This window comes from Deinococcus radiopugnans ATCC 19172 (assembly GCF_006335125.1).
Lineage (GTDB): Bacteria > Deinococcota > Deinococci > Deinococcales > Deinococcaceae > Deinococcus > Deinococcus radiopugnans.
In genome coordinates this window covers 259,776-277,291 of the sequence record NZ_VDMO01000001.1, presented here as the reverse complement: position 1 = coordinate 277,291, position 17,516 = coordinate 259,776, and the positions used below count along the sequence as shown (strand labels likewise).

Sequence of the window (17,516 nt, the reverse complement as noted above, 5' to 3'; positions counted from 1 at the left end):
AGAGTCCATGACCATTCCACCCGCATCGTCCCCGGCCCCGCCGGACCCCCAGCGCTACGGCTGGGCCATTCCTCCCGAGACGGGCCACACGCCCCTGAAAGCCGATGTGGCGGTCATCGGCGCCGGGTCCGCCGGCCTGACCGCCGCGCTGCTGGCCGCCACCAACGGTCAGCGCGTCGTGCTGATCGAGCGCGAGCGGACGGGCGGGGAGTGCACCTTCACCGGCTGCATTCCCTCCAAGACGCTGCTGGCGCTGGCCCGGCAGGTTCACGCGGCCCGGCAGAGCGCGGCGCTGGGCCTGAGCGTCAGCGGCGAGCCGGACTGGACCACCATCCGGGCCGAGCTGCACCGGGTCATCGACCGCTTCAGGGACGTGGACTCGCCGGAGTCCATCGAGGCGCGCGGCGTGCAGGTCATCGGCGGTCAGGCCGCGTTCGTGTCGCCGCATGTGCTGGAAGTCACGCGCGGCGGCCAGACCCGCACCGTCATGGCCGAGCGGTTCGTGCTGGCGACAGGCGCCGGGGCCACCGTCCCGGACATCGAAGGCCTGCGGGACCTTCCTTTCCTGACCCACGAGACGGTCTTCGACGTGCCGGAGCGCCCCGCGCATCTGCTGGTGCTGGGCGGCGGCCCGGTGGGCTGCGAGCTGGCCCAGGCCTTCGCCCGGCTGGGCAGCCGGGTCACGCTGCTGCATTCCGGAGAGCGCCTGATCGACCGGGACGAGCCGGAAGCCTCGGCGGCGCTGCTGCGGGCGCTGCGGGCTGACGGCGTGACCGTTCACCTGAAGGCCGACACGGTCCAGGCTGCGCGCACGGAAACCGGGGTCCGGCTGCTGCTCAGCGGCGGTCAGACGGTGGACGGCTCACAGCTGCTGGTGGCCGTGGGCAAGGCGCCGCGCGTGGAGGGTTTGGGGCTGGAGGTGATTGGGGCCGAGTTCAACCGCCAGGGCCTGAAGGTCCGGTCCAACATGCAGTCCGTCACCTGCCCTTACCTGTGGGGCGCGGGCGACGTGGTGGGCGGGCCGATGTTCACGCACGGGGCAACCGAGCGCGGCACGCTGGCCGGGCTGGGCACCCTGGCGTGGTGGGGTCAGGGGGTCGCGGCCCTGCGCGCGCCCGCCGCCCGGGTAGAGGACATTCCCTGGGTGACCTACACCGACCCCGAGATCGCCCACTGGGGCCTGACCGAGGCGCAGGCGACGCAGCAGTACGGCGCGCGCGTGACGGTGGTGGAGTACGATTTTGCCCGCCTGGACCGCGCCCGCACCGAGCAGCAGCCGGGCTTTGTCAAACTCGTCGCCTTGCAGGGGTGGTTCGGCTCCCCGCTGGGCCTGCGGGTGGTGGGCGCCCAGGTGGTGGGTCCACGTGCCGGCGAACTGATCCAGACCCTCAGCCTCTCGCCGCGCCTGCACATTCATCCGGTCAGGCTGGCGTTGCTGCCGGTCTCCTACCCCACCTTCAGCGAGGCCGTGCGGCAGAGTTATCTTGGGTTGCTGGCGGACAATCCGGCATTCGGCAGGCGCCGCCCCGGACGGGCTGCGGGGCAGGCCCAGCCTTCCGAACACCCGCGCGGTGCCGCAACCGCCACGTCCAGCTGAATGCACGGCCCTCTTCTGGACGCCGTGGTCATCGGGGCCGGAACAGCGGGGCTGGCCGCCGCCTACTGGTTGCAGCGGCGCGGGCTGACGTTCACGGTGCTGGAGGCGGGTGACACCGCCAGCGGCTCGTGGCCGGCGTATTACGACAGCCTCACCCTGTTCACGCCCGCCCGCCACTCCGCGCTGCCCGGACTGCCGTTTGGCGGCGATCCAGAGCACTACCCCTCTCGCGGAGAGATGATCGCCTACCTGCAAACCTACGCCGCCCACTTTGGTTTTCCGGTGCGGCGTGGGGCTGAGGTGGTGGCGCTGAGGCACGAAGACAGCGTGTTCCGGGTACAGGCCAGGGAGGGCCGGGCCTGGACGGCGCGGGCGGTGGTGTGTGCCACCGGCACCTTCCGGCAGCCCCACTGGCCTGAGCTGCCGGGGGCGAGCCGGTTTAGAGGCCAGGTCCTGCACTCCTCGCAGTACCGCCGCCCCGGCCCCTTCAGCGGGCAGCGCGTGCTGGTCGTCGGGGCCGGCAATTCCGCCGCCCAGATCGCCGCCGAACTGGGCCGGGTGGCGCGCGTGACGCTGACCTCGCGCCGTCCGCCACGGCTGGTTCCGCAGCGCCCGCTGGGCCATGACCTGACCGACTGGCTGGACTGGACCGGGGTGGAGTGTCTCCCGCTCGGCGCCCTGGGCCGCGTGCCAGACGTGCAGCCCGTCATCGCGGTGCCAGGGCTGCGGGCGGCGCTGCAGGGCGGCAATCCAGACCTGCGCCCGCTGTTCGGAACCTTTACGCCTGCGGGTGTCCGCTGGCCGGATGGGCAGGAGGAAGCCGTGGACAGCGTGATCTACGCCACCGGTTACCGCTGGAACGGAGGGTATCTGCCGCGTGCGGCCCTGAATCCGCGCGGCGAACCGCGGCAACGCCTGGGGGTCAGCACGGCCCTTGCGGGCCTCTTTCTGGTGGGCCTGCCGGGGCAGCGGACCGCCGCGTCCGGTACCATTCGCTCAGCCGGGCCGGACGCCGAATTCGTCGTGGCACGGCTGAGCCGATTTCTGGAGACCTCCCTTGTCTAAAGTGCTGACCGCCATCCTGACCGCCGCCCTGCTGTCCACCACCAGCCTGGCCACCCCGCTGGACGACGCCCAGGCCGCCCTGAACCGTGGGCAACCCGGCGTGACCATCGCGGCGCTCAGGGGCCGCATGGACGCGCCGGCCCTGAACCTGCTGGCCCGCGCCTACGTGGGGCAGTCGGTGCTGGTGAACAGCGTGACGGAGCGGAGCAGGCTGTACGCCGCCTCCGAGACGGCGGCGCGGTCAGCGATCGCCGCCGACGCCAGTTCCGCCGAGGCCCACGTGGAACTGGCGAACGCGCTGGCCCTGCAGCTGCAGGGGGCGGGCATGGTGCGCGCCACCCGCACCGGGCTGGAAATCCGGCGGCTGTTCGAGCAGGCCCTGGCCCTGGACCCCACGCAGGCCCGCGCGTGGATGGGGCTGGGCACCTGGCACGCGCAGGCGCTGGGCCTCGGCCCGCTGGTGGTGCTGGCCACCGGGGCCAGCGAGGAAGCCATGCGGGCCAGTCACCGCAAGGCCATCGCCCTGGCTCCGGGCGAGGTCTTCTTCCGCCTCAGCTACGCCGACAGCCTGCTGCTGCTGGCCGGCCACGACGCCCGCCGGGCCGCCACGCTGCGCGCCGAGGCCCGGCAGCTGCTCGGAGAGGCGCTGGCCCTGAAGCCGCAGACGTACTGGCAACGGCATGACCAAGAACAGGTTCGCGAGCGGCTGCGGGGGTTGCCATGAGCCGTCTCACTTCGGGACAGGTCGCGAACGGCGGCGGGCGGGGCGTCACCGCTCAGGTGCCCACGCCCCAGAGGTCCACGGCGGTGCGGGCATGACCGGCGCGCCCGGCGCGGATCCCTCGCAGCGTCAGCCGCCGCTGGACGCGCTGGCGCAGCTGACCACGCGGCTGGCACAGGTCACCGAGCGCTCAGCGCAGCTGGACATCGTGGCGGGGGTATTGAGACAGCTGCTGGGCGACGTGACGGTCACCTTCCTGTCGCTGCAGGGGGGCTGCTGGCACCCGGAACCCTGGCCTGCGGCGGCGCCGGGATCAGGGGCAGGCAGCCCGCTGGCCGCAGACACGCCCGCGCTCAGGCAGGTTTTCGAGGGTCAGCAGCCGGTCTTCTTCGGCCCGGACCAGCCGCAAGCTGAGCTGAACGCGCTGGGGCTGGCCGGTGGCGGCGCGCTGTATCCCTACGTTCAGGACGAACAACCCTGTGGCCTGCTGAGCGTCTCACTGTGGGCCGGACGCGGCTGGAACGCAGAGCAGCGCGCCCTCTTCCGCACCGTCGGGGGGGCGCTGGAGCTGGCGCTGAGCCGCTGCGCCGCACGCGGCCACCACGAGACGCTGCTCCAGCGTCTGGAAGAGCAGGCGGCGGCCCTGGAGGTCCTGACCGTGTTTACCGAGCGCGCCGCCGCCGAGGCCGACGTGGCGGCCCTCAGCCGCGAGGCCTACGCGGTGATGGACGCGCATTTTGCCGAGCACAGCAGTGCGTATTACGAGATCCGGGACGGGCGGTGGAAGGCGCTGACCTGGACCACGGACATGACCGCCGAGCAGATTGCCCTGATCCAGGCGGGACTGCCGCTGGACGTGCCCTCCTTCGCTCGGGCACTCCAGACCCGGCAGCCGGTGTTTATCGATGGCTGGGACGCGGCACGCGAACAGGTCCGGCACACCGAGGTCTTCGGGCCGGTGTGCATCTATCCCCTGGTGACCGGTCAGGAGGTGCGCGGCATCTTCACGGTGGGCCTGCGGGTGGGCGAGCAGTGGCAGGACCGGGACCGGGGGTTGATGCGGGCGCTGGGGCGCAGCCTGAACCTGGCGCTCGGGCGCGGCGAGGGGGCGCGCCAGCAGGCCGAGCAGAACGCCGAACTGCTGGCCCGGACGCGGGCGCTGGAGGCCTTCGAGACGCTGTCGCAGGAGCTGGACGGTGATCCCCACCGGCTGATTCAACGGGCGCTGGAAATCATCCTGGCCCAGCTGCCGCCGGGCTTCGCGCTGTACTACGAACTGGAGGATGCCGAACGCGGCGGCGTGTTCCGTCCCCGGGTGCAGGTCGGCTCGCTGGGCAACGACGACCTGCAGCGCGCCGTGGACGCGGGCCTGCCGTACCACTCGACCCACAACCTGCGCCGCCCGCTGGAGACCGGACAGCCGTATTACCAGCACCATTACCGGCTCGACACGGATCAGCTGGGTGACTTGGTGCGGCATGTGGGGGCCACGGCCACCCTGCCCATCCTGGTGGGCCAGCAGGTGCGCGGGGTGATGGCCCTGGCGCTGTTCATCGAGCACAAGACCTGGACGGCCACCGAACGCACCCTGCTCGAGACCATGGCGCGCAGCCTGGGGCTGGCCCTGGACCGCGCCGAGCAGACCCGGCAATTGCAGGAGGAACGCGCCGCGCTGGCGGCCTTCACGGCGCTGACCGAGCTGGTGGGCAGCGAGACCGACGTGCTGGCCCTGATCCGGCAGGCGGCGGCGGTCCTGGCCGAGGCCCACGACGTGGACGTGACGTACTCTGAACGCGAGGGCGAGGTGTTCCGGATCCGGGTCTGGCCCGCCGATTTTCCTGGAGACCTGCTGGCCGAGGCGCTGGCGGGCTACCGGCCCACCGATCCAGGGTTCGAGGAGGCGCAGCGCACCCGTCAGAGCGTCTTTCTCGAAGCCATCGACGGGCAGCTCGACGGGCGGCCCGGCGTCGCCCTGTACCATGCCGTGGCCTTTCAGCCGTTCTTTCAGGGCGAGACCATGACCGGCATGCTGATCATGGCGTCCCGCCGTCAGACCCACTGGCTGGAGCGGGAGCGGGCCGTGTTCCTGGCGGTGGGCCGCAGCCTGAATCTGGCGCTGGAACGGGCGGAGGGGGTCCGCCGGCTGGCCCGCAGCAACGCCGAGTTGCAGGTGGCGGTGGACGAGCTCGAGGCCTTCGCCTACAGCGTGTCCCACGATCTGCGGACGCCGGTGCGTCACATCAAGGGCTTTAACGCCCTGCTGCGCTCACGGCTGCCGGAGACACAGGACCCCAAAACCGGCCACTACCTGAAGGTCATCGACGACGCGGCCAGCCGCATGAACACCCTGATCGACGCCATGCTGGACCTGTCGCGCACCACCCGCCAGCCTCTGCGCGTGGAGGAGGTTGATCTGGCCGAACTGGTGACCTCGGTGCAGGCCGAACTGACCCCCGAGCATGAGGAGCGGACCGCGCAGTGGCAGCTGGGACCGCTGCCGACGGTCAGTGGTGACCGCCATCTGCTGCGCCAGGTCGTGATCAACCTGCTGGCCAACGCCCTGAAGTACTCCAGACCAAGTGCGCTGCCGCGGATCGAGATCTGGGCCGAGGAACACGCCGGCGAGTGGGTCATTCTGGTCCGCGACAACGGGGTGGGCTTCGATCCCCGCTACGCCGGCCGCCTGTTCGGGGTCTTCCAGCGCCTGCATCACGAGAACGAATTCGAGGGCACCGGCGTGGGCCTCGCCAACGTGCGGCGCATCGTGTCGCGGCACGGGGGCCGGGTGGACGCCCAGAGCCCAGGCATCGGTCACGGGGCGACCTTCAGTTTCACCCTGCCCCGGGGGCGGTGAGAGGGGCGGCGCACTCGGGCGTCACCGGCCGGGCCGCCCCCGCGCCACCAGGATAGGAGCGCGGCGCACGGAGTTCAGTCTCCGTGCGCCGCGCTCCCGGCCGCCGCAATCAGCCGATTACTTGAGCAGCTTCCAGGTGTTGTCCACAACCTGCACCATCACGCGGCTGCGGGCGTCCAGTCCCAGGTGGTCCGTGGGCGACAGGTTGAAGATGCCGTGCGCGCCGATCACGTTGCGCGAGCCTTCCAGGGCGTCACGCAGGGCGCTGCGGAACTCGGCGGTGCCAGGCTTTGCCTTTTTGAGGGCCACGGGAATGGCCTTCTGCATCAGCAGGCCCGCGTCCCACAGGTGCGCCCCGAAGGTCGAGACGCTGTCCTTGCCGTACTTGGCCTCGTACAGCGTGACGTAATTCAGGCCCACTTTCTTGTTGGGGTTGGTGTCGGGCAGCTGATCGGCCACCAGCACCGGACCCGCAGGCAGGATCGCGCCCTCCACGTCCTTGCCTCCCACCCGCAGGAAGTCGGCGTTGGCGACGCCGTGGGTCTGGTAGATCTTGCCTGCGTAGCCACGGTCCTTGAGGGTCTTCTGCGGCAGCACGGCCGGCACGCCGGAGGCTCCAACCAGCACGGCGTCGGGCTTGGCGGCCAGCACCTTCAGGACCTGCCCGGTCACGCTGGTGTCGCTGCGCCCGTACCGCTCCTCGGCCACCACCTTGATGCCGCGCTGGGCCGCGTACTTCTTCAGCTCGGCCAACCAGCCCTCGCCGTAGGCGTCGTTGAAGCCGATGTAGCCCACCGTCTTGATCTTGTTCTGCTGCATGTGCTGCACGATGGCCGCCGCCATGATCGCGTCGGTCTGCGGCGTCTTGAACACCCACTGCCGCTTGGCGTCCACCGGCTTGATGATGGCTTCGGAGGCGGCCAGGCTGATCATCGGCACTTTGGCCTCCGAGACCACGTCGATCATGGCCAGCGAGGCGGGCGTGGTGGTGGTGCCCACGATGATGTCCACCTTGTTGTCCTGAATCAGCTTGCGGGCGCTGGTCACGGCGGCGGTGGTGTCGCTGGCGTCGTCCAGAATGGTGTACACAATCTTCTGGCCGGCGATGGTCTGCGGCAGCAGGGCCACCGTGTTGCGCTCCGGAATGCCCAGGCTGGCGGCGGGACCGGTGCCGGAGACAATCACACCGACGCGGATTTCAGCGAGGGCCAGCGAGGAGCCGGCGAGCAGGGCGGTCAGCAGTAAACGGGTTTTCATGGTGAAACCTCCTGAAAGGGATGGAACAGGTTGTGGACGCAGGAATGCTACCAGACCAGACCCCGGTCTAACCGTGCCGCCGCCCCTCCACGGTGAACCCGGCCTGCGCTCGTCACGTGACGAGTGATGCTGGGCCGCTCATTTCCGCCCCGCCTGAAACGCCAGATACAGCTGGGCCAGCAGGGCCGGATCGCTCAGCCGGCCGCCCAGCGCCTCCTCGGCACGGCGCAGCCGGTAACGCAGGGTGTTGACGTGAAGGTCCAGCGCACCGGCCAGCTCGGCCAGGGTGCCGCGGTGCGCCAGGTAAGCCCGCAGGGTGTCGGCCGTGCGCCCATCGTCCCCGATGGTTTCGAGCTGCGCGCTGACCTGTGCGGCCAGCAGATCCAGCCGCCCTTCCGACACCAGCGCGTGCAGCGGATCGAGGTCGTGAAACACGCTGTAGCCCCGCGCCTGCCGGGTCAGCGACAGGGCCTGCCGCGCCTCTCCGAAGGCGCGCTGGACCTCTGCCGGCCGCGCCCATGGCGCTTCCGGATGCCGGCCGCTGACGCCCACGCGCAGGTCCAGCGCCGTCGACGCGGTGAGGGCCAAGTGCAGTTCCCGCGCCTCACGGGACAACTCCAGGGTGATCCACAGCCACACCGCCTGCCCGTCCCTGACCGTGGCGTGGCCCACCAGCCGCCGCTCGCTGAAGTAGCCCTCGCCCACCGCCGCCAGCAGGTCCAGGGCCTGGGCCTGCTCCGGCACGCTGGGGGGCAGCGTCGCCACCGCCAGCGCAAACGCCCCCTCTTCCAGCGATCCGGTGTCACCGCCGGCCTCCCGGCCCGACAGCAGGGCGTCCAGCATCCTCTCCCCCACCCGGCGCCGCGCCGCACCTGCCGCCGCCGTTCGCAGGCGGGCCAGCAGGGCATATTCGGCCAAAATGGGAGCAAGGCCGCGCCACCCAGGCGCGAAGGCCACGCTCAGGGAGCCGACGTGCCGGCCCGCATGGCTTAGCCGCAGGGTTTCCGCCACCGCTCCAGGCTGCCCCGCCCGCCGTCCTGCGGACGCGACGGTGTCGCCCCAACTGGCCACGATCTCGGCAAAGCCCCCGGTCCAGCGGGCAGCGAGTCTCACCAGTTCGCGCTCGGGGTGGGGGGCCAGGGCCGCGTCCCTCAGGGCAGCAAGCAGCCAGGAAACGCCTGGAGTGCCCAGGGCCGTCCGGGCGAGCAGGGCGGTGGCGACCCCCATCACGGCCTCGGGGGACTCGGCAGGCAGCAGGGAGACCGCCTCCTGGGGGGTGGCGAAGGTCAGGGACGGGTCCACGTCCGACAGACCAAGATCCAGCGCCAGTTCTACCAGGGTTGGCATTTGTCCAAAGATACAAAATGGGCCAGAAGAATTCACGTCGCCGACAGCCGTGGCCGGGGCTGGCGTCCTATGCTGAAGGTCAGAACAACCCCGAAACTCTCGCGCCCTAGCCCTGTGGAGTCGCCATGAAAAAAGCCCGCTTTATCGCTGGAGGCCGCAGCTTGAACGGTCAGCTCAGCAATGGAAAATTGATCGACGCTGCCGGCGTCGCGCATACCCCCGACGACGTTCAGTTCCTGCTGCCCGTCGAGCCGCCCAAGGTCATTGCCCTGGCCCTGAACTACAACGATCACGCCGGGGAACTGGGCCTCTCGCAGCCCAAGGAACCCGCGCTGTTCTGGAAGCCCAACACCACCCTGCTGCCGCACCGGGGCAGCGTCATTTACCCGCGCGGCGCGGAATTCATGCACTACGAGGTGGAACTGGGCGTGATCATCGGGCGCGACGCCCGGCGCGTGAAGGCCCACGACGCCATGGATTACGTGGGCGGCTACACCATCGGCAATGACCTCGTGGTGCGCGACTACGTGACCAACACCTTCCGCCCCCCGATGCGCGGCAAGGGCTGGGACACTTTCGGGCCGCTGGGGCCGTACTACGTGACGGCCGACGAGATCGCCGATCCGCACGATCTGAAACTGACCGCGCATGTGAACGGCGAACTGCGGCAGGAAGGCAGCACGCGCGACATGATCTTTTCCATTCCCGAGTTGATCGAGCACATCTCGCGCTTCATGACGCTGCAAAAAGACGACGTGATCCTGACCGGCACGCCCAAGGGCATCTCCCACGTCCGTCCCGGCGATGTCATGACCCTGGAAGTGGAAGGGCTGGGCACGCTGATCAACGACATCGTCGAGGAGGACGAGGACGCCGAACCCATTCAGGGCAAGGAGAGCAAGGAAGGCGAGTGGGACGGACGGTGACGCCCCCAAGGAAGCCCCAGTGAAGCCTCTCAAGGAGTGAAAATGACCCAGACCGCACCCCAGCCGAATCATGAACTCGCCGCAGACCTTCGGAACAGCCGACTCCGTCAGGGCTTAAAACATTTCATCGGCGGCCAGTGGGCCGACTCGCACGGCGGCGAGACCTTCGAGACGCACTCCCCGGTGGACAACTCGCTGCTGACGACGGTGGCCAGCGGCGACGCCAGCGACATTGACCGGGCTGCCCGCGCCGCCCACGACGCCTTCCAGACGTGGCGCGAGGTCAGTGGGCAGGAACGCAGGAAGATTCTGCACCGGGTGGCCGACTTGATCGAGGCGCGGGCGCAGGAAATCGCGGTGCTGGAAAGCATCGACACCGGGCAGGCCATTCGCTTCATGAAATCGGCGGCCACGCGCGGCGCGGAGAACTTCCGCTTCTTCGCAGACCGCGCGCCCGGCGCGGCAGACGGCCAGAGCCTGCCCGCCCCCGGCTTTATCAACTACACCCTGCGTCAGCCTATCGGCCCCGTGGGGGTGATTACGCCGTGGAACACGCCGTTCATGCTGTCCACCTGGAAAATTGCCCCGGCGCTGGCCGCCGGTTGCACGGTGGTGCACAAACCCGCCGAGTGGAGTCCGGTCACTGCCACGCTGCTGGCCGAGATCATGGACGAGGCGGGGCTGCCGGGGGGCGTCCACAACCTCGTCCACGGCTTCGGCGAGAGCGCGGGCAAGGCGTTGACCGAACACCCGCTGATCAAGGCGGTGGCCTTCGTGGGCGAGACCACCACCGGCAGTCACATCATGCGGCAGGGGGCCGATACCCTCAAGCGCGTGCATTTTGAGCTGGGCGGCAAGAATCCGGTGGTGGTCTTCGACGACGCCGATCTGGACAAGGCCCTGGACGCCGTGGTGTTCATGATCTACAGCCTCAACGGCGAACGCTGCACCAGCAGCAGCCGCGTGCTGATTCAGGACGGCATCTACGACGAGTTCACCGCCCGCATTGCCGAGCGCGCGAAGAACATCCGCGTGGGCGATCCCCTCGATCCCGACACCGAAGTCGGCCCCCTCGTTCATCCGCGCCACTTTGAGAAGGTCATGGGCTATTTCGATCAGGCGAAGAAGGACGGCGCGACGATTGCCGCCGGGGGCGGGCGCGTCGGAGGGGAAGGCAACTTCGTCTCCCCCACCCTGTTCGTGGATGCCCGCAACGACATGCGAATCGCGCAGGAAGAAATCTTCGGGCCGGTGCTGACGGCGATTCCCTTCACCGACGAAGCGGATGCGTTGGCCCTTGCCAACGACGTGCAGTACGGTCTGGCCGGGTACCTGTGGACGAACGATCTGACCCGCGCCCACCGCTTCGCGCAGAGCCTGGAAGCGGGCATGGTCTGGGTCAACAGTGAAAACGTGCGCCACCTGCCCACGCCCTTCGGCGGCGTCAAGAACAGCGGCATCGGGCGCGACGGCGGCGACTACAGCTTCGACTTCTACATGGAAACGAAGAACATCGCCATCTCGCTGGGCACGCACAAGACGGCGCGGCTGGGCGTCGGCAAGCCGCAGCCGGAGCGGGACAGGATCGACGGGCGGCTCGCGGAATGAGCGGCAGGAACCTCGGCCACCGCCTGAACCTCACGCCATTTCCGTCCGGCTCCGCCGGAAAGGAGCACTGACCATGGCCGCCATCACTGGAAAACAGTTTCTGGATCGCCTTCAGAAGAAACCGCCCACCCTCTATATCGACGGCCAGCGGGTGGAAGATCCCACCACGCATCCTTCGACCCGCAACATGTGCCAGTCGCTGGCCGGGCTGTATGACCTGCAACACCAGCCCGACTTGCGCGACGCGCTGACCTACGAGGACGGCGGCGAACGCCACCCCATCAGCTTCATGGTGCCGCGCAGCAAAGATGACCTGAAAAAGATTGGCGAGGCGCACCGCATCCGCGCCAACTACTCGCTGGGTTTCCTGGGCCGCGCGCCGGACTACATGAACGCCAACGTGATGGCGGCGGGGATGGGCGCGGACTATTTCGGGGGGTGCGACGCCAGCCGTCCCGGCAGCGAGAACCGCGACTTCGCCGCCAACATGCGCCGCTATTACGAGTTCGTGCGCGACAACGACCTGTGCCTGACGCACGCGCTGACCAACCCGCAGGTCAACCGCGCCAAGCAGGCGTCCGAGATGCCTGATCCCTACATCGCCCTGGGTGTGGTGGAGGAAACCGACGCGGGCGTGATCGTGCGTGGCGCGCGGATGATGGCGACGCTGCCGATTGCCGACGAGATTCTAATCTTCCCCTCCACCGTCCTCAAGGAAAACGCCGACAAGAGCCGCTACGCGATGGGCTTCGGCATTCCCACCAACACGCCGGGCCTGAGCTTCCAGTGCCGAGAGCCCATTGACGTGGGCCGTGATCCCGAAGACCACCCGCTGGCCAGCCGCTTCGACGAGCAGGACGCCTTCGTGATCTTCGACGACGTGCTGGTGCCCTGGGAGCGCGTGTTCCTGCTGTACGACGTGGAACTGGCGAACAAGGCCTACGCCGGCACCGACGCCGTGCTGCATATGGCCTATCAGGTGGTCAACCTCAAGATCGCCAAAACGGAAGCCTTCCTGGGCACCGCGCAGAGCATCGTGGACGCCATCGGCAGCGGGGGGTTCCAGCACGTTCAGAGCAAGGTGGCCGAGATCATCGTGATGCTGGAAATCATGAAGGGCCTGGAGGCGGCGGCGCTGGCCGGCGCGGAGCTCAACAAGTACGGCGTGATGACCCCGGCGCGCGGCCCGCTGGACGCCGCGCGCAACTACTACCCTGCCAACCACGCCCGCCTGCCCGAGCTGCTGCAACTGCTGGGCGCGTCCGGCATCATCATGATGCCCAGCAAGGCCGACCGCGAGGGGCCGCTGGGGCCGCAGATCGCCAAGTACCTGCAGGCGGGCCGCGCCACCGCAGAGGAACGCCTCAAGCTGTTCCGACTGGCCTGGGACATGTCCATGAGCAGCTTCGCCGGACGGCAGACCCTCTACGAGCGCTACTTCTTCGGCGATCCGGTGCGGATGCACTCGGCGCTGTACGAGGTCTTCGACAAGCAGCCCTACGTGGAACGTATCCACGCCTTCCTGGAGCGTGAAGACCGTAAAGAGGCGGTGGCGGCGGATGACTGAACACACCATCCGGCCCAACCTCATCCGCATCGCCCACGCCGTCTTCACAGTCAAGAATCTGGCGGCCAGCCGCGAGTTCTACGTCGATCTGCTGGGCATGAACATCCTGCACGAGGAACCAGGCGCGCTGTACCTGCGCGGCGTGGAAGACCGCGAATGGACGCTCAAGCTGGAGGAAAAAGGCACCTCCACCGTGCGTCACTTGGCGTACCGCGTGAACGGCGAGGCCGATCTGGACGCGCTGGTGGCCCTGGCCGAGCGTGAGGGTCTTCCCTACCGCTGGGAGGAGGAACTGGACCGCCCGCGCCTGCTGCGGCTGCAAGACCCGTTTGGGATTCCGGTGGCCTTCTACCACGTGAGCCAGAAGTACCCATGGCTGTTGCAGGACTTCCACCTGCACCGGGGGCCGGGGCTGCAACGCGTCGATCACGTCAACGTGATGGTGCCCGACGTGGAACAGACCATGCGCTGGTACCTAGACACGCTTGGATTCAGATTGTCCGAGTACACCGTGGACGAGCAGGAACGCTACTGGGCCGCCTGGATTCAGCGGCGCGGCGGCGTGCATGACCTGGCGCTGACCAACGGCCCCGGCCCCCGCCTGCACCACTGGGCCTACTGGATGCCCGACGCCATGTCCATCCTGCGCACCTGCGACATCCTGGCGGGGGCGCGTCAGCCCGAACGTATCGAGCGCGGGCCGGGGCGGCACGGCGTGTCCAACGCCTTTTTTCTCTACATTCGTGACCCGGACGGCCACCGCATCGAGCTGTACACCAGTGACTACATCACGGTCGATCCCGACTTCGAGCCGATCCGCTGGCTGCGCGATGATCCCAGACGCCAGACGCTGTGGGGGGCCAGGACGCCGCGCAGCTGGTTCGAGGAAGCCTCGGAGATGGAAGCGTTCGACGGCGGGGTCGTTCAGCCCGTCGCGGGTGAGTTGACGGGCATTCCGGTGCATGTGATCTGAAGGTGTCGCGGTTCCGGTTGCCGCGCGACAGGCCGAGGAAGACCTGACCTTCCCGGCCTGTCCTCATTCATGTGAAACGATGCAGACTGGAACCCACGCTGCGCCAAGACGCCCCCATCTCCCCTGTTCAGGAGGCTCCATGACCATGTCCTCAACGCCTCGCCCCGCCGCCCTGATCGTGCGGCAGGCGTCACCGCCCAACCTCGAAATGCCCTTTCATACCCTGGACGAACGCATCACGTCGGGCGCGGGGCACTATGTCCGCAGCCATTTCCCCGCACCTGAGCTGAACGCCCAGGACTGGCGGCTGCGGCTTGGCGGTCTGGTGGATTCACCGTTGGAACTCTCGCTCGAGGATCTGAAGGCCATGCCGCCCCACACGCTGACCGCCACCATGGAATGCGCAGGCAATGGCCGCCTGTACCTGTCGCCCCGCAGGCCGGGCGTGCAGTGGGATCTGGGCGCGGTGGGCACCGCCGAGTGGACGGGCGTGCGCCTGAGCGACGTGCTGGAGCGGGCCGGCGTGACGCCCGGGGCGCTGGAGGTGGTGCTGGAGGGCGCCGACTGCGGTACCCTGACCGATCCGGGAAGGACGCCGGGCGAGATCCATTACGCCCGCAGCCTGCCACTGAGCAAGGCGCTGGACGACGTGCTGCTGGCCTACGCCATGAACGGGCAACCGCTGACCCGCGATCACGGCTTTCCTGTGCGCGCGGTGGTGCCCGGCTGGTACGGCATGGCCGCCGTCAAATGGCTGACCACCCTGCACGTGACGGGGACGCCGTATCAGGGCTTCTTCCAGACGGTGGACTATTCGTTCTGGGCCTTCAGAGATGGCCTCTCGCCGCAGATGGTGCCGATCAACGCCATGCTGGTCAAGGCACAGATCGCCCGCCCGGCCCCGCACGACGCGGTCAAGGCGGACAGCAGCTGTGAGGTTACGGGCGCGGCCTGGACGGGCAACGGCAACGTGACGCGGGTGGAATTCAGCGGCGACGGCGGTCAGACCTGGGCCGACGCGGAATTGCTGGACGCCCCGCAGCCCGGCGTGTGGCGGCGCTGGCGGGCGCTGTGGCAGACCCCGGCCCAGCCCGGCCCCGTCACCCTGCTGGCCCGCGCCAGCGACTCGGCGGGGCGCACGCAGGAAGACGGATACGACGCCGGACGCGGCGGCTACATGATTAATTTTCCCCTGCCGATCACGGTACATGTCCAGACTGGAGAAGCATGACCCTGCAAGAACGCATCATCCCTGACCCTGACCTCACCTCGCTGGCGTCCGCACTGGAGGAAGCGGAACGCACTGGCGTCCAGATCCCTCCCCTGTCCGAACGCTATCCCGGCATGACTTTTGCGGATGCTTACGCCGTCCAGCGGGCCTGGGTGGGCCTCAAGCTGAAGGCTGGACGGCAGGTACGCGGCCACAAGATTGGCCTGACGTCGCGGGCCATGCAGCTGGCCTCGCAGATCACCGAGCCGGATTACGGCACGCTGCTGGACAGCATGTTCTACGAGCCGAACGGGGACATTCCCCTGTCGGATTTCGTGGCCCCCAAGGTAGAGGTGGAACTGGCCTTTCTCTTGAAGGACGATCTGCGCGGCCCAGGGGTGACCGTGTTCGACGTGCTGCGCGCCACCGAGTACGTGACCCCCGCCGCCGAGATCATTGACGCGCGCATTCAGCGGGTGAGTGCCCAGACCGGCAAACCCCGCCGGGTCTTCGATACCATCAGCGACAACGCGGCCAACGCCGGAATTATCGTGGGTGGAAGCGCAGTGAAACCTGACGCCATCGATCTGCGCTGGGCCGCGGCGCTGTGCATCCGCAACGGCGTGATCGAGGAAACCGGAGTGGCGGCGGGCGTCCTCGGGCACCCCGCGCAGGGCATCGCGTGGCTGGCCAACCGACTGGCCCCCCACGGTGAGGGGCTGAAAGGCGGGGAACTGGTGCTGGCCGGTTCCTTCACCCGGCCCGTCGATATCGCCTCCGGCGACGTGTTTACCTTCGATTACGGCCCGCTGGGCACGTTTTCCTGCCGCTTTGCCGGGCAGGCGCGGGGGGCCGTCCATGGCTAAGAACGCGTTCAAGGCCGCGCTGGCACGTGGTGACACTCTGTACGGGCTGTGGCTGGCGCTGGCCGACGCCTACAGCGCCGAGGTCTGCGCCGCCGCGGGGTTCGACTGGCTGCTGATCGACGGCGAGCATGCGCCCAATGACCTGCGCAGCACGCTGGCAAGTTTGCAGACGCTGTCGGCGTATCCGGTGACTCCGCTGGTGCGCCCGCCGTTGGGCGACGCGGTGGGCATCAAGCAACTGCTGGACATCGGCGCCCGCAACCTGCTGATCCCGATGGTAGAAACGCCCGAGCAGGCCCGCGAGCTGGTGGCCGCCACCCGGTACCCGCCGCGCGGCGTGCGGGGGGTGGGCGCGGCCCTGGCGCGGGCCAGCGGATTCGGCCGCGACGCCGCGTACCTGAGCCACGCCGACGAGGGCGTCTGCCTGCTGCTCCAGATCGAATCGGTGGCCGGGCTGGAGGCGCTGGACGAGATCGCGGCGGTGGACGGCGTGGACGGTGTGTTTATCGGCCCGGCCGATCTGGCGGCCTCGTTCGGACGGCTGGGCTATCCCGGCCATCCCGACGTTCAGGCCGCTATTCAGGACGCGGCGACGCGAATCCGGGCGGCGGGCAGGGCGGCGGGCATCCTCTCCACCGACGAGACACAGGCTCGCGTCTACCTGGAATGGGGCTACACCTTCGTCGCGGTGGGCACCGACGTCACTCTGCTGGCCCGCGCGACGACAGCGCTGGCCGCACGATTCAAGGACGGCTAAGCCCTCCTCGTCACATGACGAGCAGCATCCTTGCACGGTTGCGCCGCCCCGTCTCCTCTACGCTGCACGAATGATCGTCGCCTTCGTCAATCCAGAATCCACCCTGCATGCCCCCGAACCCACCGCAGAACAGGAACGCACCGCCGCGGGCCTTTCCACGCTGCTTCAGCATGCCGAACTGATTCCAGTCACCGGCATCGACGAGGCGGGGCTGCTGTCCGTGCCGGCGGCCTTCACTTCGTGGCAGATCCTGCGGCACGGCGCGGTGGTGATCGGCCCCGATGGGCTGGAAGACGCCCCCTGGCGGCGACTGACGCTGGAAACCCAGCACCTGCGGGCGGACGGGCTGCGGTTGGGCCATCAGGCCGCCACGCACATCAGCCAACTGGGTCAGCTGGAACTCGACGTCACGCTGCACGAGCACTCTGGCTTGCCACTGCTGGTGACCCTACAGCACCCGCATGGGCTGGAACTGGCCCTGCTGCAGGCCGAGCGCGAACTGCGCGAGTGGCTGGACGGCGGCCCGTTCCAGGCCGATCTGCGGGTGCTGCGGCAGGGGGACGGGCTGACGCTGCTGCCGCGTGAACTGACCCCTGAAAGCGCCGTGAACTACGTGCTGGGCCACCTCTCCCCCGAGGTCACCCTGACGATCGGCGTCAGCGCGCAGGAGGGGGACGGCGCGTACCTGGCCCTGTGCGATTACGCCATGGTGCCGGGAGAAAGCGCCTGGCTGAGCCGCGCCGACGTGAGTGACGAGCAGGACTAGCG

The 17,516-nt window shown here is 68.8% G+C and carries 14 protein-coding genes; 12 read left to right on the top strand and 2 right to left on the bottom strand.

The window, feature by feature from the left end; translation table 11 throughout:
- Positions 1–7 precede the first annotated feature (7 nt).
- The 4 genes from FHR04_RS01145 to FHR04_RS01130 all read left to right on the top strand — a co-directional run bounded on the left by FHR04_RS01145 (position 8) and on the right by FHR04_RS01130 (position 6,237).
- Positions 8–1,597, top strand: coding sequence for a dihydrolipoyl dehydrogenase family protein (locus FHR04_RS01145; RefSeq protein WP_139400091.1), 1,590 nt, complete (start codon positions 8–10; stop codon positions 1,595–1,597).
- Positions 1,598–2,662, top strand: coding sequence for a flavin-containing monooxygenase (locus tag FHR04_RS01140; RefSeq protein ID WP_139400088.1), 1,065 nt, complete (start codon positions 1,598–1,600; stop codon positions 2,660–2,662).
- The gene (locus FHR04_RS01135) at positions 2,655–3,386 is read left to right on the top strand and encodes a hypothetical protein (RefSeq protein ID WP_139400086.1); all 732 of its coding nucleotides are present in this window, start codon (positions 2,655–2,657) and stop codon (positions 3,384–3,386) included. The genes FHR04_RS01140 and FHR04_RS01135 overlap by 8 nt, the downstream gene beginning before the upstream one ends.
- A gap of 91 nt (positions 3,387–3,477) precedes the next feature.
- Positions 3,478–6,237 (top strand): ATP-binding protein, encoded by a 2,760-nt coding sequence (locus FHR04_RS01130; RefSeq protein ID WP_139400084.1) that lies wholly within the window; start codon positions 3,478–3,480, stop codon positions 6,235–6,237.
- A gap of 117 nt (positions 6,238–6,354) precedes the next feature.
- Here FHR04_RS01130 and FHR04_RS01125 read toward each other — a convergent pair whose 3' ends face one another.
- Positions 6,355–7,494 carry an ABC transporter substrate-binding protein gene (locus FHR04_RS01125; protein WP_139400082.1) on the bottom strand — a complete coding sequence of 380 codons (1,140 nt, stop codon included), beginning with the start codon at positions 7,492–7,494 and terminating at the stop codon, positions 6,355–6,357.
- Between the two features lie 138 nt (positions 7,495–7,632).
- Positions 7,633–8,841, bottom strand: coding sequence for a PucR family transcriptional regulator (locus FHR04_RS01120; RefSeq protein ID WP_139400080.1), 1,209 nt, complete (start codon positions 8,839–8,841; stop codon positions 7,633–7,635).
- 125 nt (positions 8,842–8,966) lie between these two features.
- Here FHR04_RS01120 and FHR04_RS01115 point away from each other — a divergent pair, with 125 nt between their 5' ends.
- The 8 genes from FHR04_RS01115 (at position 8,967) to FHR04_RS01080 (ending at position 17,514) form a co-directional block, all read left to right on the top strand.
- A complete protein-coding gene (locus tag FHR04_RS01115; protein ID WP_139400078.1) occupies positions 8,967–9,767 on the top strand; it encodes a fumarylacetoacetate hydrolase family protein in 801 nt (266 codons plus the stop codon).
- A gap of 42 nt (positions 9,768–9,809) precedes the next feature.
- Entirely contained in the window at positions 9,810–11,375 is a 1,566-nt protein-coding gene (gene hpaE, locus FHR04_RS01110) for a 5-carboxymethyl-2-hydroxymuconate semialdehyde dehydrogenase (RefSeq protein ID WP_139400076.1), read from the top strand.
- Positions 11,376–11,448: 73 nt separating this feature from the next.
- Positions 11,449–12,942, top strand: coding sequence for a 4-hydroxyphenylacetate 3-monooxygenase, oxygenase component (gene hpaB, locus FHR04_RS01105; RefSeq protein WP_139400074.1), 1,494 nt, complete (start codon positions 11,449–11,451; stop codon positions 12,940–12,942).
- Positions 12,935–13,915, top strand: a complete 981-nt coding sequence (gene hpaD / locus FHR04_RS01100; RefSeq protein ID WP_139400072.1) for a 3,4-dihydroxyphenylacetate 2,3-dioxygenase — start codon at positions 12,935–12,937, stop codon at positions 13,913–13,915. Before hpaB ends, hpaD begins: the two co-directional genes overlap by 8 nt.
- Before the next feature lie 139 nt (positions 13,916–14,054).
- On the top strand, positions 14,055–15,146 hold the full coding sequence (locus tag FHR04_RS01095) for a sulfite oxidase (RefSeq protein WP_249038909.1): 1,092 nt from the start codon (positions 14,055–14,057) through the stop codon (positions 15,144–15,146).
- Positions 15,143–15,991, top strand: coding sequence for a 2-oxo-hept-4-ene-1,7-dioate hydratase (gene hpaH, locus FHR04_RS01090; protein WP_139400070.1), 849 nt, complete (start codon positions 15,143–15,145; stop codon positions 15,989–15,991). Before FHR04_RS01095 ends, hpaH begins: the two co-directional genes overlap by 4 nt.
- Positions 15,984–16,748, top strand: a complete 765-nt coding sequence (gene hpaI / locus FHR04_RS01085) for a 4-hydroxy-2-oxoheptanedioate aldolase (protein WP_139400068.1) — start codon at positions 15,984–15,986, stop codon at positions 16,746–16,748. The genes hpaH and hpaI overlap by 8 nt, the downstream gene beginning before the upstream one ends.
- A gap of 70 nt (positions 16,749–16,818) precedes the next feature.
- A complete protein-coding gene (locus FHR04_RS01080) occupies positions 16,819–17,514 on the top strand; it encodes an HAD family hydrolase (RefSeq protein ID WP_139400065.1) in 696 nt (231 codons plus the stop codon).
- The last annotated feature ends 2 nt before the right edge of the window (positions 17,515–17,516 follow it).